The following is a 25,208-nucleotide window of genomic DNA, read 5'->3' on the forward strand; positions in this document are numbered from 1 at the left end:
CCTGCCTCATGTCACCGACGTGGTGCCCGGCCGCACTCAGCCCGAACGGCACGTCGAGGCCTTCGTGACCGTGGCGGATCTATTCGATCGGCGGCGCGCTACGCCCCGACGACATCCTTCTACCCGAGGATGCCTTTGATTAGCCCGGGTCGAACGTGCCTCGAGTGCGAAGCCGGTCCTTTAGCGTGAATGGCCCCGAATCGTCGACGATCGTTTCGTAGATGGGACCGTGAGGTCTATCGAGGAAGGGGTGCGTATCGTTGCAGACGTGAGCGGCTCAGCGATCTTCGTCCTCCTGTGGGCGATTGCTGCGATCGGGATGGGCGCATTCTTCGCCCTGCGCCCTTTCGCGCTGGAGCGCACGGCCTCCCACTTGGGTCAGCGGATCGGCTACACCGAGCGGACAGGACGACTGCAGGTCCACCTCAACCGTATTGCTGGCCTGATGTTCGTGATCATCGGGGTCGTGCTGGTCCCCCTCGTCATCGTGGGAGTCTTGCCGCCCGGAGGCGCCTGAGGGCACGCCGATAGAAAGGCCTCGCAGACCGACCGCACGCCGGTCAACTACCGCGCAGTTTCGAACACCGCCACACTGGGGCGATGGTGGGCACGCGGCTCGTTTCGACGAGCGCAGGGGCGGTGGAGATCCTGCACGTGCCCGGGGACAGGTCAGCGGTGCTGTTCTTCCCCGGTGGTCATTGCCGCGCGACCACGGACTGCGGGCGGAGCTTGTATGCCGGGTTGGGCCACGAGGTGGTCTCCTTCTCACGTCCCGGCTATGGCGGTACCCGGGTTGGCCGGCTCACCGCTGCGGAGTTCACCCCGCTGGTGGGGGAGGTGTGTGAACAGCTGGGGATTTCCTCGGTCGCTGCCTCTGTGGGGGTTTCGTTCGGGGGGCTGCAGGCGGTGCACGTCGCTGCTGGCGGCGGGCCGACCGTGCAGCGCCTGATTCTTCACAGTTGCGCACCCTCGACCAAGCAATACCCCGACACCCGCGCAGAGGCGCTCCTCGGCCCGGTGGTGTTCTCGCCTCTCTTGCAGGGTGCGGTCTGGGGGTTGGTGCGAAGTGTCGTGCGGTCCGACGCCGGGTTACGAATGATGTTGTCCCAGCTATCGAACCTCCCCACCAGCCAGTGGTGGGATCAGATGAGTGTGGCCGACAGGGATGAGGCCCAGAGCCTGTTCCGTGCCATGCGCTCGGATTCCGGCTTCACGAATGACCTGCGCCAAGCGCATCCCCGCGGGGCTGACGCGCGGCGTAAGGCGATGTCGGCCGTAAAGTGCCCGACCATGGTGACGGCCTCCAGAAGCGACGGTGGGGTGTCGTTCACCCATGCGGAGGACTTCGCGCGCGTCATCCCCGACGCCGACCTCGTCGAACTCAGTGCCCCAAGTCACCTCTTCTGGATCGGCTCGCAGAAGACCCAACTGATGTCGACTCTGCATTCCTTCATCCAAGATTGACGGCTGGCACCCAGCGCCCCTTCGCGATTAAACCGCGCCGGCGTCCCGCCCGGAAGCCGGTCCGTCACCGCGACGCTGTAACGGGTTCGAGCACCGTTACTCAGCCCGAGTTGTGCCCGCACGGGATCCGCTATCGGTTAGATCCGGTTCTCGTGGCGTTTGGGCTTGAGGCGTTCGGGGGCATCGGTGACGGGGATCCATTCGCAAGTGAAGGACCCGGTGTAGCCGAAGAGGAACCCGAACCGGTCGTTGTGGACTTCCAGGTCGACGTGAAACGTGTTGGTTCGCTCGTCGAATGATTCCCTGAGGCGTGCGCGCCCGCTGAAGATCATGGGGAAACGGAAGGCGATCGGTCCTTCGTAGAAACGTTGAGCGTCAGAGGTGAGGATGAGCGCTCCGGTCTCATCGACGGTCAGGGCGAGGTCGACGGCGAGGTGCTGGTGGGTGCCGAGGTAGTCCACAATGCGCCCGTCCGCGAGCACCATCGTCGCGTCGAATCGGCTTCGGTGGTCGTTGATCGTGTACTCGCGGACGAAGGTGACAGTCTCTCGACCGAACGGGTCCCGATACGGATAGTTCTCGATGATGAACGGGATGTCGGTGCCGGTGTCAGGGATCAGGATGTTGCGGAGCCGTCCGATCTGCAGGAAAGGGACCGTCCACCAGGGTCCGCGTCGGATCTGGGTCATTGTCCCGAGACCGACGCACGCTTCACCCCGGTCGACTCCGACCCCGAAGCGGCGTTGCAACATCGGGTGCAGACGCTCAAAATCCCTGCCCATGGCTTCCTCGAAGATGGAACTCATCAGATAGCCGCCGGGTCGGGCAGTGTCGCGAGCGTGGGCGGCGCGTCACGAAGGTGATCGTCGCGTCGCGATCCGCCCAACGGTGCGCGGCGGCAGCGGGATGCCCGTGGCCTGCCCGGGTTCCAGAACCACAGGATGCTGTGCACGGGCCATCTCTCGGGCTCTTCCCCGCATTCGATCCAGATGCGGAGGCGGTCGAAACTCCACGCGGTCGCCCACCCCAGCAATGGTCGGGCCACCTTGTCGAGGAGGCGTCCCCATCCGGGCGTGTAGTCATACCCCGTGGTGAACCGTGTTCGTTCGCCCTCCACGGGCGCATACCGCCAATACCCGCGACCGCTACGGATTGGCGAGAACCGATCTGTGGTCGAGAACCGCAATGCCGAGGTGCGGGTTCCATCGGGTCGTGATCGCTCACCGAGGCTTACGCCCACCCCGGCAACCGTGTGGAACGGGACCCTGCGGGTGTAAGCGAAGCTCGTTGCGCCGTGCTCGTCAGTGCCGGCGGGACGGATGCTGGAGAAACGGAGATCCCACCGGCCGTGCTGCTCAGCATGCTGGGTTACGTCCCACACCTGTTCGAGAGGTGCGTCGATCTCGACCTCCACGAAGATGCCTCGATGCGCCACCCTCCGAGGCTAACCAGCACGCTCCGTTCACACACATTCGCCCCGCGGGAGGATCCGCTTGCGGATCGCGCGCGAAGCGCTTCAGCAGTCAGCTATGCGGGGCGTCGGGTGTCCCGCGAAATACTAAACAGTTCGAGTCCGGCCTAATCCGGATGCGCACACGCGAAGGCATGGCCGTCGCCAAGGCCAAAGGTCGCCTCCGCGGTAAGAAGCCGAAACTCTCGGCTGCGCAAGAGAGACATCTGGTGAACCTGCACCGCCACGGAACCCACACCATCCGCGATCGCGGAGCTGTTCGGCGTCGCACGTTCCACGGTCTACCGGGCCCACCCAACGTAATCGAGCGCGGCTACGCGCGCTTGAAGCAGTGGCGCGGCCTCGCCACCCGCTTCGACAGCACGCCGTCATCTACCGCGCCGCCGTCGTCCTAAAACGCCGTCATCGCCTGGGGACAGAGGTTGAGCGACGCTCCTGGTGCCTCGGCCAAAGAAGAGCGAGGGGAGCGAACAGCCAATGGGGAGCCGGATAGCGACGACTAGGCTCGTGCTGCCTCGGGCGACTTCAACTTGGCCTTGATCGCTGCGAATGCCGCGGACCAACCGCTTACCAAAGCTGCTGCCGTCGCGCTGGCTGCGGCCATCTGAGCGCCGGACTCGTTGACGGCCGCGAATCCGAACCAGACTGTGGCCGCAATGATCCCAGTAATCGCGATGCCGGAGATCAGTCGCAGTGCCGGGCGCAATCGCGGAACGCGATGATTCTGCACACTTTCCCCCTTCAAGTGTGACGACTATGAACCTCAGGATTCAACTGCACCACACTCGTACCGGTTTTGTATCCCCTCAAGACGGATCCTGCGTCACTAGCCCGACAAGGGCGCCGACTCGAAGGAACTTTCGTCAGAGCTCTCACGAGATCCTCGACGGTGTCCAGGACGGCTCCACGCAACGACGGGGTCTTGCCCGTATACGCGACTACAGGTGTGCCGGGCGCTGGCGACCTAGGGCGTGTCCTCCCTAATGCACGATTGGTCGGTGGCCCAGGGATGCTTGGAAGCGAACGAGATATCCGTCGGGGTCCGTGACGAGGAATTGGGTGACTCCGGCTTCGTCGAGGTCTCCGATGCGGTACCACTTCGTCTCGGGCGGCATGAATAGCGGGTAGTTGGCGTCGCGAAGTGACGTGAGAATTGGGTCAACGGTTGGGACGCTGATCTGGAAGTTGATTCCTCGTCCGAGTGGCGGTTCCAGCGGCGCGGTGATCCAGTTTCGCCCGACGCCGCGCTGCTCGAGCATGATGTGCGCGGAGCCTAGCGAGACGTAGGCGAAGCCCTCCTCGGGGCGCTGATAGTCGATCTCGAACCCGCAGAGCCCGCACCAGAATTGGATGCTCTTCAGCGTGTCGCGGACCAGCAGCTCGGGTACGAGTGCGGGGTCAGCCCCAGAAGAGTTCATCCACTCATCGTGACAGACTGTCCAACCGACGCAGCCAGAGGGCGATCGCACGGAGGACGCGGCACCGCCGCGGTAGGTGAGCGCGAGTTTGTCATAACGGGTCGCGAGACCACGCCATTGCTTCGTGTCGTTGAAGCCGCGTTCGACGACATTGCGACCCTTGTAGTCATCGTGGTCGTAGCCGAGGCGCAGGCCCTTCACGCTGTCGCCTTTTCGGGGAGGGAGAAGATGCCTATACCCGGAGGGTTTTGCGGGAAGGCTGGAGGGGCCCTCCTGGGATCGGCTCTACGACTCCGTCGGCTTGCTGGCATAAAGAAGGCGGCGCAGTTCGTTTGCCGGCGCTGAGCCTGAGATGATCAGTGCCGCCAGGTGCTGCGCTTCCTCCTCTGCTGCGCCTTCGTTTGTCACGCCGTCTTTGCTCAGGCCGAAGCCGTTTGTGCTCATGCGCTTCACCTCTCAGAGTCGTGGTTGTTCACCCGGCACGTCCCCGTCATGCGGTGTTCGCGTTGTACGCGTTGCCGGCCTGTCCGATGGACGCCTCGTCGATCTTGATGACCTTGACCACCTCGCGCACAGAGAAAACCCCCGGGATACCGGGGGTTTCTGTTTTTCGGGATTCACCTGCCGGGAACCGGCGGCGGTGTCGTCCACTGCTGACCGTTCCAATAGCGACGGCCCTGGCTGGAGTCGTACCAGCCTGCCGGCGCAGAGGGACCCGGTCCGCCACCGAGCGTCGGGCGACCGCGTTCGGCATCAGCAAGAAGGATGCCGTTCTTCACGGCGGTACGCATGATGAGATATCCGATCCACAGCACCAGCGCGATGGTGCCGAGGTACAGAACGATCCCCAGGACGATGAAGGCGAAACCGGCAGCGACGCCGGGGCCGTAGTCATTCATTCGACGGTGCCTTTCGTTGCAGTCTCGCCAACGTAGCGCGGATGCTCGTGGAACACTGGACCATGGCTGACCTCGACCGCACCGGCGCGGGGGCGGATGGGGCGCCCTCGTCGTTCCTGGCTGGATTGGCGGCCCAGCTCGCACGCGTCGAGAAGTTCAAGGACATCCTGGACCCGGCGGCAGTGCGCCGCGGGAGTCGCCTCGTCACGGAGTTCTTCCGCGAGCGCAGGGACGCGCTTCGCCACGCAGCGGGGCTTCCGGCCGGACCGGGAAGTTCCGCCCTGGGCAGGCGACTGGCCGCGCAAGACCTGGCTCGTTCACGCGACGTGCCGCTTGCGGTGTACTCCTACTGGAACACCGGTGCGCACGACGCTCCGGACATCGTCCGCGCGTGCACCGCCCAACTCCAACGGATGCATCCCGGCGTTCGACTCCTGGATGCTGTCAGCGTGCGGGAGCTGATCGACATCCCCTCGCGCATCCACACCGTCCTGGAGCGCGACCGTCCTGCACACTTCGCCGATTACGTGCGGAGCGCGCTCCTGGACCGTTACGGCGGGATCTGGGTCGACGCGACCTGCTGGGTGCCCCACCCGCTCGGCGAGGTGATCCGACCGCTCCTGAGCGGGGGCGTGCTCTACCCGCGCTGGGCGACCGGACAGATCGGCAATTGGTTCATCGCGGCCGTCCCCGGCTCGCTCGTCATCCGGCTGCAGCGCGCGGCGCTGGAGATGTGGTGGGCAGAGCGGGACGATCTGCCGGACTACTTCCTCTACCACCGCATCTTCGAGGCCCTGCGGGCACTGATCCCCGAGTTCCGTGGTCAATGGTCCGAGGCCGGCCATCTCTCGAGCGCGTCCAGCCACGTCCTGCAGCTGAGCATGATGGAGCCCTGGTCTGCCGACGTGGCAGGAGTGATCGATCAGATCTCCATCGTGCAGAAGCTCAGCTACAAATACGATCCCGCATCCGTGCCGGCCGGCTCGATCCTCCAGCACCTCCTCACCACCCGCCGCCTGACCTGATGGGATTCACCGCTCGTCGCTCCGGCAGTTCGCGCCGCGGGCCCTCTGAATGGAGGTGGCGAGCGGGCACGATACGTGACGCCACGACGAGCCCTCACCGGCGAACATGTCCTCCGAAAGATCGACGAACATCTCGATGCCGCCGCCCGGGAGCGCCCGGAAATACGACGTGATCGGATCTCCCTCGACAGTCGGTGCGGTCACCACCAGCTCCGCCCCGGCCGCACCCGCACCGTCGACGCAAGCGATCGCGTCCGCCGGCATCTGCTCGCCCTGGGTCAGCTCCACCGTTCCGCAGGATGGCAGCGGGTCACGCTGCCTGAATGCCGGCGGCCCGGGATCGAAGAGGTCGTCGACGTCGACGCGGGGCTCCTCGACGACGGTGTCAGGGGGCATGGTCGACCCCTCGTGCGGACGTGCCGCCCCGCTGGGGGAGCATCCCGCCAGGAACGCGCTGACCGCGACGACCACCGTGACGACCTTCACCGCAGCACCGGCGCTCATCGCACAAGACTCCGGCACGGTGCTTCCCCTTGTCCACTCGCACCTCTGCCGGAATGCGAGGCGTGGGCCGGGGAACGCGCCGGCGCACAGCCTGGAAATCAGAAAGGTGCGGGCTGAAGGTCGCATTCCGGGTCAGGGGCGAAGGCCACCGTGCTGACCGGGATGTCGGTGTAGGTCCGGCCGGTGGGGCTGGTCCATTCCAGAACACCGCCGCCCCGCTGTCGGACCCGCCATGCGGTGTGGTGTTTCAGGGAATGATGTCGACGGCACAGGTGCGCCAGGTTCTGCGCCGTGGTCGGGCCGCCGGTGGCATGGTCGACGGTGTGGTCGGTGTCGCACCGGCGAGCCGGCATGCGACATCCGGGAAAGCGGCAGTGCTGATCGCGGACGCGCAGGTGCCGGCGCAGCTCTTCGCCGGGCCGGTACCGGTCCACGGCCAGCACCTCACCGGTGATCGGGTGCGTGAGGACGCGGTCCCACCCGGGGGCGTTCGCGGTCAGGATCCGGGCGGTCTCGGCATCGATCGGGGAGTGCCCCTCCAGCATCCCGATCTCGAACGGGTCGGCGACAGCGTCGCCGATCAGCGTCAGCACGGGAACGGTCACGGTCACGCTGGCGTGGACTGCGGCTAGTCCGGTCGGCCCGGTGTGCGCGGTCGGATCGGTGGCCAGCAGCAGGTCTGCGAAGATGTCCGCCCGCAGCTCATCGACACCCCGGGTGTCGACCTCTGCGCGGCTCGGCACGGCCTCGCCCCAGCCACCCCCCGCGGGTTGCACCGCATCGGCGGGGCCGACCGGATCGCGACCGTCTTGGACGGCATGGGCGAGCTGGGTGAGGCGGTCCCGGATGCCGTGGGCGATCACCGACGGGACGATCCCGTGCACCTCGGACATCGCATCATCCAGGTCGGTGACCCACACGCGCCGCTGCCCGCGGGCGCGACGCTGCCGCTGATCGATGGTGGACTCCGCGAACCACTCGGCACGTCGTTTCGCGACCGGGGCAAGCCTCGACGCGGACTCGGTCTTGGCGAACTCCAGCACAGACCCTTCGAACTCGGCCCGCAGCTCCGGCCGGTCGATCACCGTTCCGGCCATCACAATGATCCGGGCGTGGGCGGCCGAGATCTCACCGGCCGCGAGCGCCGCCAGCGTCTCGCGGTATCCGCCGACCAGGGCGGCGGCCTCACCCAGCCGGCGCTGCACGGACCGGTCGCTGACGCGCCATACCGCCCCGATCTCCGCCGCGACCGACCGATACGGGAACTCCGCGGCACTGGTCGCTGCCGGGTCCTCTTCGGCCGCCCAGTCCGCCGCGATCCGCTGGGCGTCCGCCAGCAGCTGTGCCTCCACCGCCTGCAGCCGCGCCATCTCCCGCCGCGCGTCCGCCAGCTGCGGCAACAACGTCGCCAACCGCGCATCCGCCCGCTCTTTCGCGGCGATCGCGGGGCTGTTCATGTATCCATTCTGACCGGGGCCACCGACATCCGGCACGAGGAGCACGACGCCCGGAACGGCCTCACCGGAGCGTCCGGAGCGCCTCTCCCGCTAGCGTTGACGCCGGACCTGAAGCCGCCCCCGAAGCCGGAAAGGAGAGCCGCATGAGCGCGCTCGCCGACCGCATCCGGGCTGCCCTGCATTCCGCAGCGGACCCCACCCGCGCGGCCGGGCAGCAGGCGTACATGAAATCGACGATCCCGTTCCGCGGAGTGCGCCTGCCCAATGTGCGGCGCCTCACGCGGGCGGCGGTGGAATCGGCGGGGGCGGCTGACCCGGCGGCACTTCGGGATGCCGCCCGGGAGCTGTGGGACGACGCGGAGTATCGCGAGGAGCGTTACGCGGCGGCCGCCCTCCTGGCCGTGGACGGCGCCGCTGCCGACGCGGCCGTCGTGCCGATCATCGAGCACATGGTGCGGACCGGAAGGTGGTGGGACTACACCGACGAGCTCTCGCACCGCCTCGCCGCTCTGCACGATCGCGAACCCGCCGCCACGGCCGATCTCGTGCGGAGGTGGAGCACTGATCCCGACATGTGGATCCGGCGGATCGCGATCATCTCGCAACTGGGTAGGCGCGATCGCGTCGACCTCGAACTGCTCGCGGCGGTGATCGAGCCGAACCTCGCCGACCGCGAGTTCTTCATCAGAAAGGCGATCGGCTGGGCGCTGCGGGAGTGTGCGCGGGTGCATCCGGAATGGGTGCGCGCCTACGCCGAGACGCACGAGCTGAGCCCGCTCAGCCGGCGTGAAGCGCTCAAGCACCTCTGACGCACCGCAACTAGACTGGGACGCATGGGATTGCGCGTTTCGCCGACTGCGACCGTCGTCGCGGCCGGGACGCGAACGCTCGGCGCCTGAGCGGGCGGGGCGCCACGCGCCCGAAGCTGAGTAGCCTTGATCCGAGCCACCCCTGGAGAGTCCCTTGACTGACGCCGCCCTCCCGCCGGACGTGACCTATCCCGCCGACGGATTCGCCCTCTTCCCCGACCGCTCCGTCGTCGCGCTGCGCGTCAACGGTGAGCTGAAGGACCTCGCCACCACGGTCACGGAGGCCGATTCCGTCGAACCCGTGGCGATCGACAGTCCCGACGGTCTTGCGATCCTGCGCCACTCGGCGGCGCACGTGCTCGCGCAGGCGGTGCAGCGGATCAACCCGCAGGCCAACCTGGGCATCGGCCCGCCGATCACCGATGGGTTCTACTACGACTTCGGCGTGCAGGAGCCGTTCACGCCCGAGGATGTGAAGGCCATCGCCAAGGAGATGCAGCGCATCATCCGCGAAGGCCAGCGATTCGTGCGACGGGTCGTCAGCGACGAGGAAGCACGGGCCGAGCTGGCCGCGGAGCCGTTCAAGCTGGAGCTGATCGGCCTGAAGGGCGGCATCGGCTCGGGCAAGGAAGCCGCCGAAGGCGCCTCCGTCGAGGTGGGCGCGGGCGAACTGACGATCTACGACAACGTGAACCGCGACGGCGACGTCGTCTGGAAGGACCTGTGCCGCGGTCCGCACCTGCCGAGCACCCGGCTGATCGGCAACGGCTGGGACCTGACCCGCATCGCCGCCGCGTACTGGCGGGGCAGCGAGAAGAACCCGCAGCTGCAGCGCATCTACGGCACGGCGTGGCCGTCGAAGGACGAGCTGCGCGCCTACCAGCAGCGTCTCGAGGAGGCCGCCAAGCGCGACCACCGGCGTCTGGGCAAGGAGCTGGACCTGTTCTCGTTCCCCGACGAGATCGGCTCCGGCTTGTCGGTGTGGCATCCGCGCGGCGGCATCGTGCGTCAGGAGATGGAGCAGCACGCGCTGCACCGTCACCGTGCAGCCGGCTACAGCTACGTGTACACGCCGCACATCACGAAGAAGGACCTCTTCATCGAGTCCAACCACCTGGTCACCTACGCCGAGGGCATGTTCCCGCCCATCCACATGGATGAAGAGCGGAACGAGAACGGTGAGATCACCAAGCAGGGCGTGGATTACTACCTCAAGCCGATGAACTGCCCGATGCACATCCTGATCTACCGGGAACGCGCGCGCAGCTACCGCGATCTGCCGATGCGGCTCGCGGAGAACGGCACGGTCTACCGCAACGAGCTCTCCGGCGCCCTGCACGGCCTGACGCGTGTTCGCGGCTTCACCCAGGACGACGCGCATCTGTTCGTGACGCCCGAGCAGCTCGAGGGCGAGGTCGCCGACGTGCTGGAGTTCGTCCTGTCGCTGCTGCGCGACTTCGGGCTCAGCGACTTCGAACTGGAGCTGTCGATGCGCGACGACGAGAAGTCGAAGTGGATCGGCGATGAGGCGCACTGGGCCGAGGCGACCGACGCGCTGCGTCGCGTGGCCATGGCCAGCGGTCTGAAGCTCACCGAGGTCGCCGGCGAGGCGGCGTTCTACGGCCCGAAGATCGACCTGAAGGTCAGGGATGCGATCGGTCGCACGTGGCAGCTGTCCACCGTGCAGCTGGACTTCAACCTCCCGGAGCGGTTCGATCTCGAGTTCACGGACCGTGACGGGACCAAGAAGCGCCCGGTCATGATCCACCGCGCGCTGATGGGTTCGATCGAGCGGTTCTTCGCGATCCTGCTCGAGCACTACGCCGGCGCGTTCCCGGTCTGGCTGGCACCCGTGCAGGTGGTCGGCATCCCCGTCGCCGAGGAGTACGCGGACTATCTGAACGACGTGATCGTCGCACTGCGCCGCCAGGGCGTGCGCGCAGAGCTCGACGCCAGCGACGATCGCATGCAGAAGAAGATCCGCACGCACACGACGCAGAAGGTGCCGCTCCAGCTCATCGCGGGGGAGCAGGACCGTGCCGGCGGCACCGTGTCCTTCCGGTTCCGCGACGGCTCGCAGGAGAACGGCGTCCCGATCGACGACGCCGTGCAGCGCATCTTGACGTCCATCTCGACGAGGGTGCTGGTGAACACCGCGGAGGATCTGGCGTGACCGACGATGCCGAGCTGGTGGATGCCGCCACGCTGGCCGGCGTGCCGGACGAGTTCCAGCGACTGTGGACCCCGCACCGGATGGCATACATCCAGGCGGGTCCACAGCCGCTGCGGGACGCGTGCCCGTTCTGCGCCGCCCCGAAGATGTCCGACGAGGACGCGCTGATCGTGGCGCGCGGCGAGACGGCCTTCGTGCTGCTGAACCTCTACCCGTACAACTCGGGCCACCTGCTGGTGTGCCCGTATCGGCACATCTCGCAGTACGACGAGGCGACGGCTGAGGAGGTCGCCGAGATCGGCGCGCTCACGCAGCGCGGAATGCGGGTGCTGCGCGAGGTCTCCCGGTGCGACGGCTTCAACATCGGGATGAACCAGGGTCACGTCGCCGGTGCGGGCATCGACGGCCACCTGCACCAGCACATCGTGCCGCGGTGGACGGCCGACGCGAACTTCTTCCCCATCATCGCCAAGACCAAGGCGCTGCCCCAGCTGCTCGGCGAGGTGCGCCGGGTCGTGGCCGACGCCTGGAACGCCTGAACGCCCGGATCAGCGGACGCGACGGACCCCGAACTGCATGCGCGGGTGCGCGTAGGCCTCCTGCGACTCGACGAGCTGCAGCTCGCGCTCACCGGACAGATGGGTGCGCTCCAGCAGGTCGAACACGCTGGATGCTGTCCGTGCCAGTGCATCCGCGGCATCCCCGCTGCGTCGGTAGTGGGCGGTGAACAGTGCCGCCGTCACGTCGCCCGACCCGTTCGCCTTCATCGGCAGCAGCGGGGTCTGGACGATCCAGGCACCGGTCTGGTCGACCGCGAGCATCTCGATGGTGTCGGCTTCGCGGTCCGGGCGCTCCACGCTGGTGACCAGCACGACCCGAGGGCCGGTGGCGCGCACGAGGTCCACCGCCTCCACAGTCGATTCCAGAGTGTCGGGCTGCGTGTCGGTGAGGAAGCCGAGCTCGAACTGGTTGGGCGTGATGATGTCGGCCGCAGGAACGACCCGGTCGCGCAGCAGCACCGGGATCGCCGGTGCGACGAAGCATCCGGACTTCGCGTTGCCCATCACCGGATCGCAGGCGTACAGGGCGTCGGGATTGGCCGCCTTCACACGCGCGACGGCGTCCAGGATGACATCCGCGATGCCCTCGCCGCCCTGATACCCCGACAGGACCACATCGATCTGCCCCAGCACGCCCCGCTCCTCGATGCCGACGATGATCTCGCGCACATCATCCGGACTGAGCATCGGACCACGCCACGAGCCGTAGCCGGTGTGGTTGGAGAAGGCCACGGTGTACACCGGCAGCACCTCCACCCCGATCCGCTGGAGCGGAAAGACTGCGGCGGAGTTGCCGACGTGACCGTACGCGACGGCGGACTGGATCGAGAGGATCTTCACCGCTCGATTCTCCACCCATGCACCGGTCCTGCAGACCGCCGGTGGCCTGGTGCCTGCGGCGGAGAGCAACGCGGCGGCCCAACTAAGATCAGGAAGTATGACTGACAGCACCACACCCGCGCCCTCATCCGCTCAGCACGGATCGAGCCGCGTCAAGCGCGGACTCGCCGAGATGCTCAAGGGCGGCGTCATCATGGACGTCGTCACAGTCGAGCAGGCCCGCATCGCCGAGGATGCCGGTGCGGTCGCGGTGATGGCGCTCGAGCGGGTTCCGGCCGACATCCGCGCGCAGGGCGGGGTGTCGCGCATGAGCGACCCCGACATGATCGACGGCATCATCGAGGCCGTCTCGATCCCCGTGATGGCCAAGGCCCGGATCGGCCACTTCGTCGAGGCGCAGGTCCTGCAGCAGCTCGGCGTGGACTACATCGACGAGTCCGAGGTGCTCTCGCCCGCCGACTACGTCAACCACATCGACAAGTGGAAGTTCACCGTCCCGTTCGTGTGCGGTGCGACCAACCTCGGCGAGGCGCTGCGCCGCATCAACGAGGGCGCGGCGATGATCCGCTCCAAGGGGGAGGCCGGCACCGGGGATGTCTCCGAGGCCACCAAGCACATCCGCAAGATCTCGGGGGAGATCAACCACCTCCGCTCGCTGACGAAGGACGAGCTCTACGTCGCCGCCAAGGATCTGCAGGCGCCCTACGAGCTGGTCGCCGAGATCGCCGAGACGGGCAAGCTGCCCGTCGTCCTGTTCGTCGCCGGCGGCGTGGCCACCCCCGCGGATGCCGCGATGATGATGCAGCTGGGCGCGGACGGCGTGTTCGTCGGCTCCGGCATCTTCAAGTCAGGCAATCCGGCGGAGCGCGCCGCAGCGATCGTCAAGGCCACCACCTTCTACGACGACGCGAAGGTCATCGCCGAGGTCTCACGCGGCCTGGGCGAGGCCATGGTCGGCATCAACGTCACCGATCTTGCCGCCCCGCACCGCCTATCCGAGCGCGGCTGGTAGCGGCGACCTCCGGCTGGGTCGGGGAATGGCTGAGCGACCCCGCGTGGGCGTGCTCGCGCTGCAGGGCGACGTGCGCGAACACGCTCGCGTGCTGACCGATCTCGGCGCGGACGTCCTGCTCGTGCGGCGTCCGGATGAGCTGGCGGACGTGCAGGGGCTGGTGCTGCCGGGCGGCGAATCCAGCGTGATCGACAAGCTCTCGCGCGCGTTCGGGATGCAGCGTCCGATCCGCGACGCGATCGCTGCCGGCATGCCGGTCTACGGCACGTGTGCCGGACTGATCCTGCTGGCCGATCGCATCACCGACGGCATCGAGGGGCAGGAGAGCTTCGGCGGACTCGACGTCACCGTGCAGCGCAACGCGTTCGGCGGTCAGGTGGAGTCCTTCGAGACCGATCTGGACGTGCCGGTGCTCGACGGGCCGCCGGTCCACGCGGTCTTCATCCGCGCCCCCCTGGTGGTCGCCGTGGGGCCGGGGGTCCAGGCGATCGCCCGTCTCGAGGATGGCCGGGTGGTCGCGGTGCGTACCGACACCCTCCTGGGCACCTCCTTCCACCCCGAGGTGACCGGCGAACACCGTTTCCACAGCCTCTTCCTCGAGACCGTACGGGCGGCCTGACGCACGGCGCGAGAGGACCGGCGCGCATCCGCGCACGTGACTGCGACCGCAGCCACGTAAACTGGGGGAATGTCCGGCCACTCCAAGTGGGCGACCACGAAGCACAAGAAGGCGATCATCGATTCGCGCCGTGCCAAGTCGTTCGCCAAGCTCATCAAGAACATCGAGGTCGCAGCCAAGATCGGCGGCGCGGACCTCGCGGGAAACCCCACCCTTCAGGACGCCGTCCAGAAGGCCAAGAAGACCTCGGTTCCGATCGACAACATCAACCGCGCGGTCAAGCGCGGTGCCGGGCTGACCGGTGAGTCGGTCGACTATCAGACGATCCTCTACGAGGGCTACGGGCCGAATGGCGTCGCCCTCCTGATCGAGTGCCTCACCGACAACCGCAACCGTGCGGCCGCCGAGGTGCGCACCGCGATGACGCGCAACGGCGGCACGATGGCCGACCCCGGCAGTGTCGCCTACAACTTCCATCGCAAGGGCGTGATCGTCGTCTCGGGCGAGGGGACCAGCGAGGACGACGTCATGCTGGCCGTCCTGGAGGCCGGTGCGGAGGAGATCGAGCCGCACGCGGAGGGCTTCGAGATCCTCACCGATCCGTCCGAGCTGGTGACGGTCCGCTCCGCGCTGCAGGAGGCGGGCATCGACTACGAGTCGGCAGACGTCGAATTCGTCCCGACGCTGAAGGTCGAGGTGGACGCCGACACGGCGCGCAAGGTCTTCCGTCTGATCGACGCGCTCGAAGACAGCGACGATGTGCAGAACGTCTACAGCAACTTCGACCTGACCGCCGACGTGCAGGCCGAACTGGAAACGGACGAGTAGGCGACAACTGCCGCTCGCCGGGCGCGCCGTCGGCGCCCGCCGGTCGAGCCCGCTTAGCGTGGGGGAGTGACAGCCCTTCGCGTTATCGGCATCGACCCGGGCCTGACCCGCTGTGGCGTCGGCGTGGTCGATGTCGCCCGCGACCGGTCCGCGACGCTGGTGCACGTCGGTGTCGTCCGCTCCGACCCGGGCCAGCCGATCGAACGGCGTCTCGCGACGATCGCCGCCGGCATCCGCGCCGTCATCGACCTGCATGCGCCGACGGTCATGGCAGTGGAGCGCGTCTTCTCGCAGAACAACCGCCATTCCGTGATGGGCACGGCACAGGCGAGCGGCATCGCCCTGCTGATCGCGGGCGAGCGCGGGCTCGCGGCCACGACGCACACGCCGACCGAGGTCAAGGCCGCGGTGACCGGCTACGGCGCAGCCGACAAGCGCCAGGTGCAGGCGATGATCGCCCGCATCCTGCGCCTGGACGAAGTGCCGCAGCCGGCCGACGCCGCCGACGCGCTCGCGCTCGCGCTCTGCCATGCGTGGCGCGGGGGCACGGCACAGGCTCCGACCGGCGGAACCCTCACGCCCGCGCAGCGCGCGTGGGCGGACGCGGAGCGCCTTGCCCGACGATGAGTGTGTCGGTCGAACAAAACTGCGAACAGCCTCGTAGGCTCGTCGCATGATCTCCTCCCTGCGCGGTCGGGCCGCCCACGTCGAGACCGACTCGCTCGTCCTGGAAGTCGGCGGCGTCGGGCTCACGATCGCCGTCACCCCGCACGTCGCGGCGGCCACCGACGTCGGGGACGAGGTGTACCTGCACACCCACCTCATCGTCCGGGAGGACGCGCTCTCGCTGTTCGGCTTCGAAAGCCGCGACGAGCTCCTCGTCTTCACCCAGCTGCTCAGCGTGACCGGAGTCGGCCCCAAATCCGCGCTCGGAGTCCTCGCCGCCCTCAGTGTGACGCAGATCGCCGACGCGGTCGCCTCCGACGACGACGCGCCGTTCCGGCGCGTCTCGGGCATCGGCCCGAAGACGGCGAAGCTCATCGTCGTGCAGCTGGCCGGCAAGATCGCCGCCCCGTCGCCTTCGGGCGCTGGGCGTCGGGATGCCGCTCCCGATGTCGCCGCCCAGGTCATGCAGGCGCTGGTCGGGCTGGGCTGGAACGAGCGCGCCGCCGCCGAAGCCGTCTCCGCCGCCGCGGAGCAGGCCTCACCGGCTGAGCGGGCGGCCGTGCCGTCGCTGCTGCGCCTGACTCTGGCCACCCTGGGCCCCGCCCGCAAGGAGCACGCCGGTGGATGACGTCCGCGACGCCGACGAGCCGGTCGACGACATCGAGCTGGCGATCGAGGGAGCACTGCGTCCGGCCTCACTGTCCGAGTTCGTCGGGCAGCAGAAGGTGCGCGGGCAGCTCCAGCTGCTGCTGGACGCCGCCCGCATCCAGCAGCGTCCGGCGGATCACATCCTGCTGTCCGGACCCCCCGGGCTGGGCAAGACCACGCTGGCGATGATCGTCGCGCACGAGAGCGGCCGGCCGCTGCGCCTGTCCAGCGGGCCCGCGATCCAGCACGCCGGCGACCTGGCGGCGCTGCTGTCCAGCTTGACGCCCGGTGAGGTCCTGTTCATCGACGAGGTGCACCGGATGGCCCGCTCCGCCGAGGAGATGCTGTATCTGGCCATGGAGGACTTCCGCATCGACATCATGGTCGGGAAGGGTGCCGGGGCCACCAGCATCCCCCTGGACCTGGCGCCGTTCACGCTGGTCGGCGCCACCACCCGATCGGGGCTGCTGCCCAACCCGCTGCGCGACCGGTTCGGCTTCACCGGTCACCTCGAGTACTACGAGCCCGCCGAGCTGGAGCGGGTCATCGAGCGGTCCGCGGTGATGCTCGCGGTCGACCTGCCACCGGCCTCACGCGCCGAGATCGCCCGCCGGTCGCGGGGGACACCTCGGATCGCGAACCGACTTCTCCGGCGTGTCCGCGACTTCATGATCGTGCGCGGTGGTGGTGGCGACACGGCGACCGTCGACGCCGCGTTGGACCTCTACGACGTCGACGCGATCGGACTGGATCGCCTCGACCGCGCCGTGCTGGATGCCCTCGTGCGTCGCTTCGGCGGTGGCCCGGTGGGCCTGAGCACGCTCGCCGTGGCGGTCGGCGAGGAGCCGGAGACGATCGAGTCGGTCGTGGAGCCCTACCTCGTGCGGATCGGCTTCATCGGTCGCACGCCGCGCGGGCGCGTGGCGATGCCGTCGGCCTTCGCACACCTGGGCGTTCGGCAGGCAGACTCTGCGCTCAGATTCAATGATCTATAATCGCTGGAGGCTCTCGCCTACCCTCCTCATGCAAGGCAGCGCCGCAACGGCGCGCGCCTGATTCGAAAGGTGCTCTCGCCTCCATGGACATCGCCACGTTCTTCGGCAATTACGGCCTCATCATCCTGCTGGTCGTCCTCCTCGTCTTCATGTTCTGGAGTTCGCGTCGGCGGATGCAGAAGCAGAAGACCGAGCAGGAGCAGAAGGCCCGCCAGACCGTTCCCGGCGCCGAGGTGCTGCTCCAGGGCGGTCTCTACGGCACCATCGTCGCCTTCGACCCGGAGAACCTCGACCAGCCCGCGCTCGTGGAAATCGCGCCCGGCGTCCAGATCAAGGTGCACAGCCAGGCCATCCTCCGCGTCGTGGACCCCGCCGAGGGCGTCGTGACCGAGGACGAGCTCATCGAGGCCGAAGAGAGCGAGGCCGGTTACATCGACGGCGTCGCCAGCGGTTCGATCAGCTCGATCAGCGACGACTACCGCGCGGCCGAACCGCTGCCGCCCGTCGACCCCGACACCGACCTGGACAACAAGCCCAAGGCCTGACCCGCTCGCCCTCCCGGGCTCCCAGAAAGCTGACCCCTCGTGGCGACTTCCACCCCCGTCCGTCATGCCTGGCGCGCGCTGACCGGTCTTCTGATCGTCACCGCGGTGCTGTTCGGCATCAACGCGCTCGGCGTCCATGTCTTCAAAGCCAGCTCGTGGACCCCCGAGCTCGCGCTCGACCTCCAGGGCGGGACGCAGATCATCCTCGAGGCGCAGACCGCCGACGGGGCGGCGCCCTCGAACGAGCAGCTGAACCAGGCGGTCACGATCATCCGCCAGCGGGTGGACGCGTCCGGTGTCGGCGAGGCCGACGTGACGACCGAGGGCGGCCGGAACATCGTCGTCCAGATCCCCGGCCAGGCCGATGAGCAGACCCGCCAGCGGATCGAGGCCTCGGCCCAGCTCCAGCTGCGCGGGGTCCTTTACACCGGTCAGCCGGCGACGACATTCGTCGGCCCGGACGGCACGTCCACGCCGTTCCCGACGCCCGATCCTTCGCTGAACGCGACGCCGACGACCGAGCCGACGAACGGGAGCGATCCCGCGTGGATCACCGAGGCGCTGTTCGCGCAGTTCCAGGCCTACGACTGCGCGAACCCCGACAACGATCCGGCGAACGCTCCCAAGGACCAGCCGCTGATCACCTGCGACGTGGACGGCACCGTCAAGTACATCCTCGGACCGGTGGAGCTGGACGGTTCGTCCATCTCGGACGCGACGTTCGGGCTGGAGCAGACGACCGGTCGCTGGGCCGTCAACATCAAGTTCGACGACGCGGGCACCAAGACGTTCGGTCAGATCAGTCAGCGGCTGTTCGGCGCGACCACGCCGCTGAACCAGTTCGCGTTCGTCCTGGACGGCAGTGTGCTCTCGGCCCCCTCGATGAACGCCATCATCCTCGGCGGCGACCCGAGCATCACCGGCAGCTTCACTCAGGAGACCGCCAAGACGCTCGCCGACCAGCTCAAGTACGGGGCGCTGCCGCTCAGCTTCGAAGTGGTCAGCTCGGACACGATCTCGGCGACCCTCGGATCGCAACAGCTGCAGATCGGCTTGATCGCGGGGCTGATCGGCCTGGCGCTCGTGGCCATCTACTCCCTGATCGTCTACCGCGCCCTCGGGATGGTGATCATCGCCTCCCTGATCGTGATGGGTGTGCTGACGTACGTCACCATCTGCATCCTGGCCTGGCGCATGGGCTTCCGCCTCTCGCTCGCCGGCGTCGCCGGCCTGATCGTCTCCATCGGATTCACGGCCGACTCGTTCATCGTCTACTTCGAACGAATACGGGACGAACTGCGCGACGGCAAGTCCATCACCGGGGCGGTCGAGGACGGCTGGAGCCGCGCGAAGCGCACCATCTACATCTCGAAGTCGATCAACGTGCTCGCCGCCGTGGTGCTGTACATCCTGGCCGACGCCACCGTGAAGGGCTTCGCGTTCACCCTCGGTCTGACCACCGTCATCGACGTGCTGATCTTCATCCTGTTCACGCACCCGGTGATGCAGCTGCTCGCCCGCACGCGGTTCTTCGGTTCCGGTCACCCGCTCTCCGGCATGGATCCGGCAGCACTGGGAGCGGTGTACCGAGGGCGCGCGCAGTTCCGCGCACCGGCGGTCGCGTCGACCAAGACCGCGGCGGAACGACGAGCGTCCCGCTCACGCGGTGAGGCCGAACGGCGTCAGACCATCGCCGAGCGCAAACAGGCGGAGCTGGCCGAGCTTCCGGCCAGCGGCAAACCGTCCCCGCGCGAGAAGGAGGGAGAGCTCTGATGCGTTCCATGAGTCAGCTCGGAAACGACCTCTACACCGGCAAGACCTCTTTCCCGTTCGTCGGGCGTCGCCGTCTGTGGTTCATCATCGCGGCGATCCTGGTGATCGGCTCGGCGCTGGTTCCGCTCGTGCGGCCCATCCAGTTCTCGATCGAATTCACCGGCGGGTCCCAGTTCACGGTGACCAACGTCACCGCCCCGGACCAGCAGCTGGCCACCGAGGCTGTCCAGTCCGTGGTGCCCGATGCGACGACGAAGGTCACCACGGTCGGGGACAGCAACGTCCGCGTCCAGACCGACCAGCTGACGCCCGGCGAGACCCAGCAGGTGACCGACGCGCTGGCTGAGATCTACGCCGTTCCGGTCACCGAGGTGACCTCGTCCTTCATCGGGCCCAGCTGGGGCGCCGATGTCACCCGGCAGTCGCTGTGGGGTCTGGCGATCTTCCTCGCGCTGACCTTCCTGATCCTCGCCCTGTACTTCCGGACGTGGAAGATGTCGGCCGCCTCGATCATCGGCCTGCTCGACGTGCTCGTCATCACGGTCGGCGTCTACGCCCTCTGCGGATTCGAGATCTCCCCGGCGGCGGTCATCGGCTTCCTGACGATCCTCTCGTACGCGCTCTATGACACGACTGTCGTGTTCGACAAGATCCGGGAGAACACGACCGAGGACGGCGAAGTGTCCGGCCGCACCTTCGGGGAGTCCGTGAACCTCGCGGTGAACCAGACGCTGATCCGCTCGATCAACACGACCGTGGTGGCGATCCTGCCGACCGGTGCGATCCTGTTCATCGGCGCGCTGTGGCTCGGCGCGCAGACCCTCACCGACATCTCGCTGGCGATCTTCGTCGGCACCATCGTGGCGGCCTACTCGACCGTGTTCGTGGCCGCACCGCTGTATTCGCTGCTGCGCGAGAACGAGCCGAACATCAAGACACGCGACGCCCGCGTTCTGGCGGCGCGCGAACGTGCCGGGCAGCCGGTCTAGACCGGCCTCCCGGCGCGGCTGCCGCTGCTGGCCACGGGCATAGGATTGACGGATCCGGGGAGGGGAGGAATCGATGACCGAGACCGTTCCCCCCGCCCAGTCCTCGTCGCTGCGACGGCTCGTACCGCGCATCTTCTCCCGCTCGGCCCGGCGCGACGACGTCGAGCAGCTGCTGCGCACGGTGCGCACGCACCACCCCAAGGGCGATCTGTCGATCATCGAGCGTGCGTACACCGTTGCCGATCAGGCCCACTCCGGGCAGACCCGCCAGAGCGGCGAGCCGTACATCACCCACCCGCTCGCGGTCGCCCAGATCCTCGCCGACCTCGGGCTGGGTCCCAAGGCGATCGCCGCCGCGCTGCTGCACGACACGGTCGAGGACACCGCATACGCACTGGACACGCTGACGGCCGAGTTCGGCGACGAAGTGTCGATGCTCGTGGACGGGGTCACCAAGCTCGACAAGGTCAAGTATGGCGAGAGCGCGCAGGCCGAGACCGTCCGCAAGATGATCGTCGCGATGTCCCGCGACATCCGGGTGCTGCTGATCAAGCTCGCCGACCGCCTCCACAACGCCCGGACGTGGGGTTTCGTACCCCCGGAGAAGGCGCGCAAGAAGGCGACCGAGACGCTGGAGATCTACGCTCCGCTGGCGCACCGGCTCGGCATCCAGACCATCAAATCCGAACTCGAGGATCTGTCCTTCGCGGTCATGCACCCCAAGCTGTACGCCGAGATCGAAAGTCTCGTCAAGCAGCGCACACCCCAGCGCGAGCAATACGTGCAGAACGTCATCGAGGCGGTGGACAGCGACCTGCGTGAGCTGCGCATCCGCGGACGCGTGCTGGGACGGCCCAAGCAGCTGTACTCCGTCTACCAGAAGATGGTGGTCCGCGGCCGCGAGTTCGACGACATCTACGACCTCATCGGCATCCGGGTCCTGGTCGGCAGCGTCCGGGACTGCTACGCGGTCCTCGGCGCGATCCACGCGCGCTGGACTCCTCTGCCCGGCCGGTTCAAGGACTACATCGCGACGCCGAAGTTCAATCTCTACCAGTCGCTGCACACCACGGTGATGGGCCCGGGTGGGCGGACGGTGGAGATCCAGATCCGCACCAACGAGATGCACCAGCAGGCCGAGTACGGCGTGGCCGCGCACTGGAAGTACAAGGAACGCCTGATCGGCGGCAAGCCGGACGCGAAGTCGATGGACGCCGACATGGCGTGGCTCGCCCACATCTCCGACTGGCAGGCCGAGACGGCGGACCCGGGAGAGTTCCTGGACTCGCTCCGCTTCGAGATCGGCGCGAAAGAGGTCTACGTCTTCACGCCGAAGGGCCGGGTCATCGGCCTGCCCAGCGGCGCCACGCCGGTGGACTTCGCGTACGCGGTGCACACCGAGATCGGGCACCGCACGATGGGCTCGAAGGTCAACGGCCGGCTGGTGCCGCTGGAGACCGAACTGCAAAGCGGCGACGTGGTCGAGGTCTTCACCTCGAAGAACCCGGATGCCGGACCCAGTCAGGACTGGCTGACCTTCGTCAAGAGCACGCGTGCGCGCAGCAAGATCCGTGGCTGGTTCACCAAGGAGCGGCGCGAGGAGGCCATCGAGCAGGGCAAGGAGGCGATCGCCCGCGCGATGCGCCGTCAGAACCTGCCCCTGCAGAGGCTGATGAGCCAGGACTCGTTCGCCGAGGTTGCGCAGTCCCTGAAGTACGAGGACGTCTCGGCGCTGTACGCCGCAGTGGGCGAGGGCCACGTCTCCACGCAGTCCGTGATCGAGAAGGTGACGGCGCTGGTCAGCGCGGACGACACCTCGACCGGACCGATCGACCTTCCGCAGGTGGGCCGGTCGCGAGCCCAGCGCGGCGGTGACTCCGGTGTGCTGGTGCGCGGAGCGCCGGACATCCTGGTCAAGCTCGCCAAATGCTGCACCCCCGTGCCCGGCGACGAAGTGGTCGGGTTCGTCACACGCGGCAGCGGCGTCTCGGTGCACCGCACCGACTGCACCAACATCAGCTCCCTGATGCAGGATCCGGAGCGGCTGATCGAGGTCGAGTGGGCACCGACGAGCAAGAGCGTGTTCCTGGTTCAGATCCAGATCGAAGCGCTGGACCGGTCAGGTCTGCTCAGTGACGTCACGCGCGTGCTGAGCGAGCATCATGTGAACATCCTCTCCGCCACCGTCTCCACCACCAACGATCGACTGGCGCTGAGCCGGTTCGTCTTCGAGATGGGCGACATCGTCCACCTCGAGCGGGTCCTGAACGCGGTGCGACGCATCGACGCCGTCTACGACGTCTACCGCGTCACCTCCTCCTGATCCACCGCACCCCGCGCCGCCAGGCCCCGCAGGAATGCCAGCGCAGATCGCTTGTTCGGCAGCGCGCCGTGCGCTGCCATCCAGGCGATCGCCCGCGCGGGCAGTCCGGGAACGGCATCGGCCAGCAGCCGCGCGGCGCGCGCGTGCTCGTCGTCGACGACTCGTGACAGATCTGCGAGAGTGCGCACCGGGTCGGTGACCCACACGCCGCTGATGCGCATCAGATCGACCGGATCGACGTTGAGGTCGCGGTAGAGCAGCCGGCGGCCCATCACCTGGTGCAGCCGGCGCGGCACAGCCCGTTGCACGGTATGGCGGGTCGGCGGGACATGGAGGCCGCCGTGGACCCATGCTGCGCTCAGGTGCGTCGCGGCGAGGGTGTCTCCGAGGATTGCCCGCAGCGATCCGGCACGCAGTTCCCGTGTCTCGACGGCGTCGGCGGGGATGTACGCGTCCCCGAGTTCGACGAGGTGGCCGTCCAGACGCGCCGCCGACAACTCAGCCTGCGACAGACGCCCGTCCGCGAAGTAGAGGAACGGCGAGGACATGGCAGCCACTGTGGCTCATGCCGGTGAACCGCGGGTGGCGTGCCGCTGACTCTGTGGAGAACCCGTCCCTCCGATCAGCCGGGAGGAGCGCTCAGCCGCCGAGCGCGTTGAGCCACGCCCGGCGCGCCTGGAGCGCCTCGGTCGCCTTCGCGATGGCCGCCTCGTTGCCCGACTTCTGCGCCTTCGCCAGTTCGTCCTCGAGCTTCGCGATGGCTTCGGTGAGCTGACGCGTCATGTCGTTGGCGCGCGCTTTCGTCTCGGGGTTGTTGCGCTTCCAATCCGTCTCCTCGCGACTGCGCAGCGCGGTCTCGATCCTGCGCAGATCGTCGTCCAGGACGCGTTCCTTGTCGCGGGGGAAGATCCGGCCGATGTCATCCCACTGGCGCTGGATGGCGGTGAGGGCACTTCGCGCCTGGACCAGGTCGCGTTCGTCAGCGATGCTCCGTGCCTGCTCCAACAGCGCCCGCTTGGCGTCGATCTTCTCGCGGGATTCCTCTTCGTCCGCGGCCTCGCGCGCGCCGCGCGCGCTGTAGAGGGCATCGCCGGCGGCTTTGAACCGCGCCCACAGCGCGTCGTCGGCCTTCTTGCCGGCGCGACCGGCGGACTTCCACTGATCCAGCAGCTCGCGGTAGGCGGTGATGCCGTCCTCGCCCTTCGGGGCGAGCGCTTCGGCCTTCTCGACGAGCTTGGCCTTCTGGTCCCGCACCGTCTTGTGCGCCTCGTCCAGTTCGGCGTAGAACTCGCGGCGGTGCTTGTCCACGGTCGCGCGAGCGTCGCGGAATCGCTTCCACAGCTGCTGACCGGTCGACTTCGGCAGGCGTGGGCCGTTCTGCTGCTGCGACTGCCACTCGTCGAACATCGACGCGAGGTCGACCGAGGCCTGCTTCCACTGCACGGTGCGCGGGTCGCGCGCGGCGAGGGCCTCGGCCTTCTCCACGAGTTCGGTGCGAACGCGCACGGCCTCCTCCACGGCCTGCCGGGATGCGGCGGCCTCGGATTCGGATGCTGCGGCGAGCGTACCGGTGAGCGCGAGCACACGCGCGTCCAGCGCCGCCAGGTTGCCCACCGCCGCCGCGTCCTGCAGCTTGGCGTGCAGGGCGCGCGCAGTCGCGCGCAGGTCGGACGGCGATACACCGCCACGACGGGAGCGCACCTCGAGCAGCGCGACCTCGCTTGCCAGGTCGGAGAACTTGCGCCGGTAGTACGCGAGCGCCTCTTCGGCGGATCCGTCCGGATACTGTCCGACCACGCGCCAGCCGTCCGCCTCGCGCACCGAGACGGTGCCGTCTTCCTCGACGCGGCCCCACGGTTCCGTCTCGGCCTCCGGCGGTGCGGCGTCCGCGGGCGACGGCATGGCCTTCGCCGGGGAGGGCATGGCCTTGCCGGGTGCGGGGACCGCAGGTGCGCCGGCGGGTGTCACGTCGGCGGGCGTCACGTCGGTGGGCGTTCCGTCGGCGGACGCCACGTCGGTGGGCGCCGCGTCGGCCTGTGTCGCGTCCGCGGGCGCGGCGTCTGCCGATGGCGCGTCGGCCGGTGTGGCGTCGGCGGGCGCCGCGGTCTGGTCCGCTTCGGTGCCGGGATCGTTCTCCGGCTCGGAATCGGTGGTGGACGGGGGAGTGGACTCTGCTGCGGCAGTCACGGG

At 68.0% G+C, this 25,208-nt stretch carries 26 protein-coding genes and 1 pseudogene; 17 read left to right on the top strand and 10 right to left on the bottom strand.

Annotated elements, in window-relative coordinates:
- Positions 1-268: 268 nt before the first annotated feature.
- The gene (locus NQ152_RS00425; RefSeq protein WP_257522631.1) at positions 269-517 is read left to right on the top strand and encodes a hypothetical protein; all 249 of its coding nucleotides are present in this window, start codon (positions 269-271) and stop codon (positions 515-517) included.
- Positions 518-600: 83 nt separating this feature from the next.
- Positions 601-1,464, top strand: coding sequence for an alpha/beta fold hydrolase (locus NQ152_RS00430; RefSeq protein WP_257522632.1), 864 nt, complete (start codon positions 601-603; stop codon positions 1,462-1,464).
- A 137-nt stretch (positions 1,465-1,601) separates the two neighbouring features.
- Here NQ152_RS00430 and NQ152_RS00435 read toward each other — a convergent pair whose 3' ends face one another.
- Together NQ152_RS00435 and NQ152_RS00440 are read right to left on the bottom strand one after the other, a co-directional pair.
- Complete coding sequence (locus NQ152_RS00435) at positions 1,602-2,270, bottom strand: DUF4166 domain-containing protein (RefSeq protein ID WP_257522633.1); 669 nt, start codon at positions 2,268-2,270, stop codon at positions 1,602-1,604.
- Positions 2,270-2,899 (bottom strand): SRPBCC family protein, encoded by a 630-nt coding sequence (locus NQ152_RS00440; protein WP_308209080.1) that lies wholly within the window; start codon positions 2,897-2,899, stop codon positions 2,270-2,272. Before NQ152_RS00440 ends, NQ152_RS00435 begins: the two co-directional genes overlap by 1 nt.
- A gap of 128 nt (positions 2,900-3,027) precedes the next feature.
- Between NQ152_RS00440 and NQ152_RS00445 the strand changes: the two are divergent.
- Positions 3,028-3,238 (top strand): annotated as a pseudogene (locus NQ152_RS00445) (helix-turn-helix domain-containing protein); the annotation flags it as partial.
- A gap of 677 nt (positions 3,239-3,915) precedes the next feature.
- On the opposite strand, the gene NQ152_RS00450 reads toward NQ152_RS00445, so the two are convergent.
- The 3 genes from NQ152_RS00450 to NQ152_RS00465 form a co-directional block, all read right to left on the bottom strand.
- Positions 3,916-4,554, bottom strand: a complete 639-nt coding sequence (locus NQ152_RS00450; protein ID WP_374113540.1) for a VOC family protein — start codon at positions 4,552-4,554, stop codon at positions 3,916-3,918.
- A gap of 84 nt (positions 4,555-4,638) precedes the next feature.
- Positions 4,639-4,797 carry a hypothetical protein gene (locus NQ152_RS00460; RefSeq protein ID WP_257522634.1) on the bottom strand — a complete coding sequence of 53 codons (159 nt, stop codon included), beginning with the start codon at positions 4,795-4,797 and terminating at the stop codon, positions 4,639-4,641.
- Between the two features lie 173 nt (positions 4,798-4,970).
- Positions 4,971-5,252, bottom strand: a complete 282-nt coding sequence (locus NQ152_RS00465) for a hypothetical protein (RefSeq protein ID WP_257522635.1) — start codon at positions 5,250-5,252, stop codon at positions 4,971-4,973.
- Between the two features lie 62 nt (positions 5,253-5,314).
- On the opposite strand from NQ152_RS00465, the gene NQ152_RS00470 reads away from it, so the two are divergent.
- On the top strand, positions 5,315-6,277 hold the full coding sequence (locus NQ152_RS00470; RefSeq protein ID WP_257522636.1) for a capsular polysaccharide synthesis protein: 963 nt from the start codon (positions 5,315-5,317) through the stop codon (positions 6,275-6,277).
- 6 nt (positions 6,278-6,283) lie between these two features.
- Here the strand turns inward: NQ152_RS00470 and NQ152_RS00475 are convergent, their stop codons facing one another.
- Entirely contained in the window at positions 6,284-6,781 is a 498-nt protein-coding gene (locus NQ152_RS00475) for a hypothetical protein (RefSeq protein ID WP_257522637.1), read from the bottom strand.
- 98 nt (positions 6,782-6,879) lie between these two features.
- Positions 6,880-8,238 carry an HNH endonuclease signature motif containing protein gene (locus NQ152_RS00480; RefSeq protein ID WP_257522638.1) on the bottom strand — a complete coding sequence of 453 codons (1,359 nt, stop codon included), beginning with the start codon at positions 8,236-8,238 and terminating at the stop codon, positions 6,880-6,882.
- A 143-nt stretch (positions 8,239-8,381) separates the two neighbouring features.
- Between NQ152_RS00480 and NQ152_RS00485 the strand changes: the two genes are divergently transcribed.
- The 3 genes from NQ152_RS00485 to NQ152_RS00495 all read left to right on the top strand — a co-directional run bounded on the left by NQ152_RS00485 (position 8,382) and on the right by NQ152_RS00495 (position 11,759).
- The gene (locus NQ152_RS00485; protein WP_257522639.1) at positions 8,382-9,047 is read left to right on the top strand and encodes a DNA alkylation repair protein; all 666 of its coding nucleotides are present in this window, start codon (positions 8,382-8,384) and stop codon (positions 9,045-9,047) included.
- 154 nt (positions 9,048-9,201) lie between these two features.
- Positions 9,202-11,220 carry a threonine--tRNA ligase gene (gene thrS / locus NQ152_RS00490; protein ID WP_257522640.1) on the top strand — a complete coding sequence of 673 codons (2,019 nt, stop codon included), beginning with the start codon at positions 9,202-9,204 and terminating at the stop codon, positions 11,218-11,220.
- The gene (locus NQ152_RS00495; protein ID WP_257503747.1) at positions 11,217-11,759 is read left to right on the top strand and encodes an HIT domain-containing protein; all 543 of its coding nucleotides are present in this window, start codon (positions 11,217-11,219) and stop codon (positions 11,757-11,759) included. Before thrS ends, NQ152_RS00495 begins: the two co-directional genes overlap by 4 nt.
- Positions 11,760-11,768: 9 nt before the next feature.
- On the opposite strand, the gene pdxY is transcribed toward NQ152_RS00495, so the two are convergent.
- Positions 11,769-12,620, bottom strand: a complete 852-nt coding sequence (gene pdxY / locus NQ152_RS00500) for a pyridoxal kinase PdxY (protein WP_257522641.1) — start codon at positions 12,618-12,620, stop codon at positions 11,769-11,771.
- A 97-nt stretch (positions 12,621-12,717) separates the two neighbouring features.
- On the opposite strand from pdxY, the gene pdxS reads away from it, so the two are divergent.
- The 10 genes from pdxS to NQ152_RS00550 all read left to right on the top strand — a co-directional run bounded on the left by pdxS (position 12,718) and on the right by NQ152_RS00550 (position 23,018).
- Positions 12,718-13,632 carry a pyridoxal 5'-phosphate synthase lyase subunit PdxS gene (pdxS, locus tag NQ152_RS00505; protein WP_257503745.1) on the top strand — a complete coding sequence of 305 codons (915 nt, stop codon included), beginning with the start codon at positions 12,718-12,720 and terminating at the stop codon, positions 13,630-13,632.
- A 25-nt stretch (positions 13,633-13,657) separates the two neighbouring features.
- The gene (gene pdxT / locus NQ152_RS00510; protein WP_257522642.1) at positions 13,658-14,251 is read left to right on the top strand and encodes a pyridoxal 5'-phosphate synthase glutaminase subunit PdxT; all 594 of its coding nucleotides are present in this window, start codon (positions 13,658-13,660) and stop codon (positions 14,249-14,251) included.
- A 69-nt stretch (positions 14,252-14,320) separates the two neighbouring features.
- Entirely contained in the window at positions 14,321-15,079 is a 759-nt protein-coding gene (locus tag NQ152_RS00515) for a YebC/PmpR family DNA-binding transcriptional regulator (RefSeq protein WP_257522643.1), read from the top strand.
- 66 nt (positions 15,080-15,145) lie between these two features.
- Complete coding sequence (gene ruvC, locus NQ152_RS00520; protein ID WP_257503742.1) at positions 15,146-15,706, top strand: crossover junction endodeoxyribonuclease RuvC; 561 nt, start codon at positions 15,146-15,148, stop codon at positions 15,704-15,706.
- A 46-nt stretch (positions 15,707-15,752) separates the two neighbouring features.
- Positions 15,753-16,373, top strand: coding sequence for a Holliday junction branch migration protein RuvA (gene ruvA, locus NQ152_RS00525; protein WP_257522644.1), 621 nt, complete (start codon positions 15,753-15,755; stop codon positions 16,371-16,373).
- The gene (gene ruvB, locus NQ152_RS00530) at positions 16,366-17,388 is read left to right on the top strand and encodes a Holliday junction branch migration DNA helicase RuvB (RefSeq protein ID WP_257503740.1); all 1,023 of its coding nucleotides are present in this window, start codon (positions 16,366-16,368) and stop codon (positions 17,386-17,388) included. Before ruvA ends, ruvB begins: the two co-directional genes overlap by 8 nt.
- Before the next feature lie 83 nt (positions 17,389-17,471).
- On the top strand, positions 17,472-17,933 hold the full coding sequence (yajC, locus tag NQ152_RS00535) for a preprotein translocase subunit YajC (RefSeq protein WP_257503739.1): 462 nt from the start codon (positions 17,472-17,474) through the stop codon (positions 17,931-17,933).
- A gap of 39 nt (positions 17,934-17,972) precedes the next feature.
- Positions 17,973-19,706, top strand: coding sequence for a protein translocase subunit SecD (secD, locus tag NQ152_RS00540; RefSeq protein ID WP_257522645.1), 1,734 nt, complete (start codon positions 17,973-17,975; stop codon positions 19,704-19,706).
- A complete protein-coding gene (secF, locus tag NQ152_RS00545; protein ID WP_257522646.1) occupies positions 19,706-20,695 on the top strand; it encodes a protein translocase subunit SecF in 990 nt (329 codons plus the stop codon). Before secD ends, secF begins: the two co-directional genes overlap by 1 nt.
- A 73-nt stretch (positions 20,696-20,768) precedes the next feature.
- A complete protein-coding gene (locus NQ152_RS00550; protein WP_257522647.1) occupies positions 20,769-23,018 on the top strand; it encodes a bifunctional (p)ppGpp synthetase/guanosine-3',5'-bis(diphosphate) 3'-pyrophosphohydrolase in 2,250 nt (749 codons plus the stop codon).
- Here the strand turns inward: NQ152_RS00550 and NQ152_RS00555 are convergent.
- Positions 22,997-23,566 carry a hypothetical protein gene (locus NQ152_RS00555; RefSeq protein ID WP_257522648.1) on the bottom strand — a complete coding sequence of 190 codons (570 nt, stop codon included), beginning with the start codon at positions 23,564-23,566 and terminating at the stop codon, positions 22,997-22,999. The two genes, NQ152_RS00550 and NQ152_RS00555, sit on opposite strands and share 22 nt — an antisense overlap.
- Before the next feature lie 91 nt (positions 23,567-23,657).
- The gene (locus NQ152_RS00560; protein WP_257522802.1) at positions 23,658-24,920 is read right to left on the bottom strand and encodes a DUF349 domain-containing protein; all 1,263 of its coding nucleotides are present in this window, start codon (positions 24,918-24,920) and stop codon (positions 23,658-23,660) included.
- Positions 24,921-25,208 lie beyond the last annotated feature (288 nt).

Origin of the sequence: Microbacterium sp. zg.B48 (genome assembly GCF_024623505.1) — a bacterium.
Classification (GTDB): Bacteria; Actinomycetota; Actinomycetes; order Actinomycetales; family Microbacteriaceae; genus Microbacterium.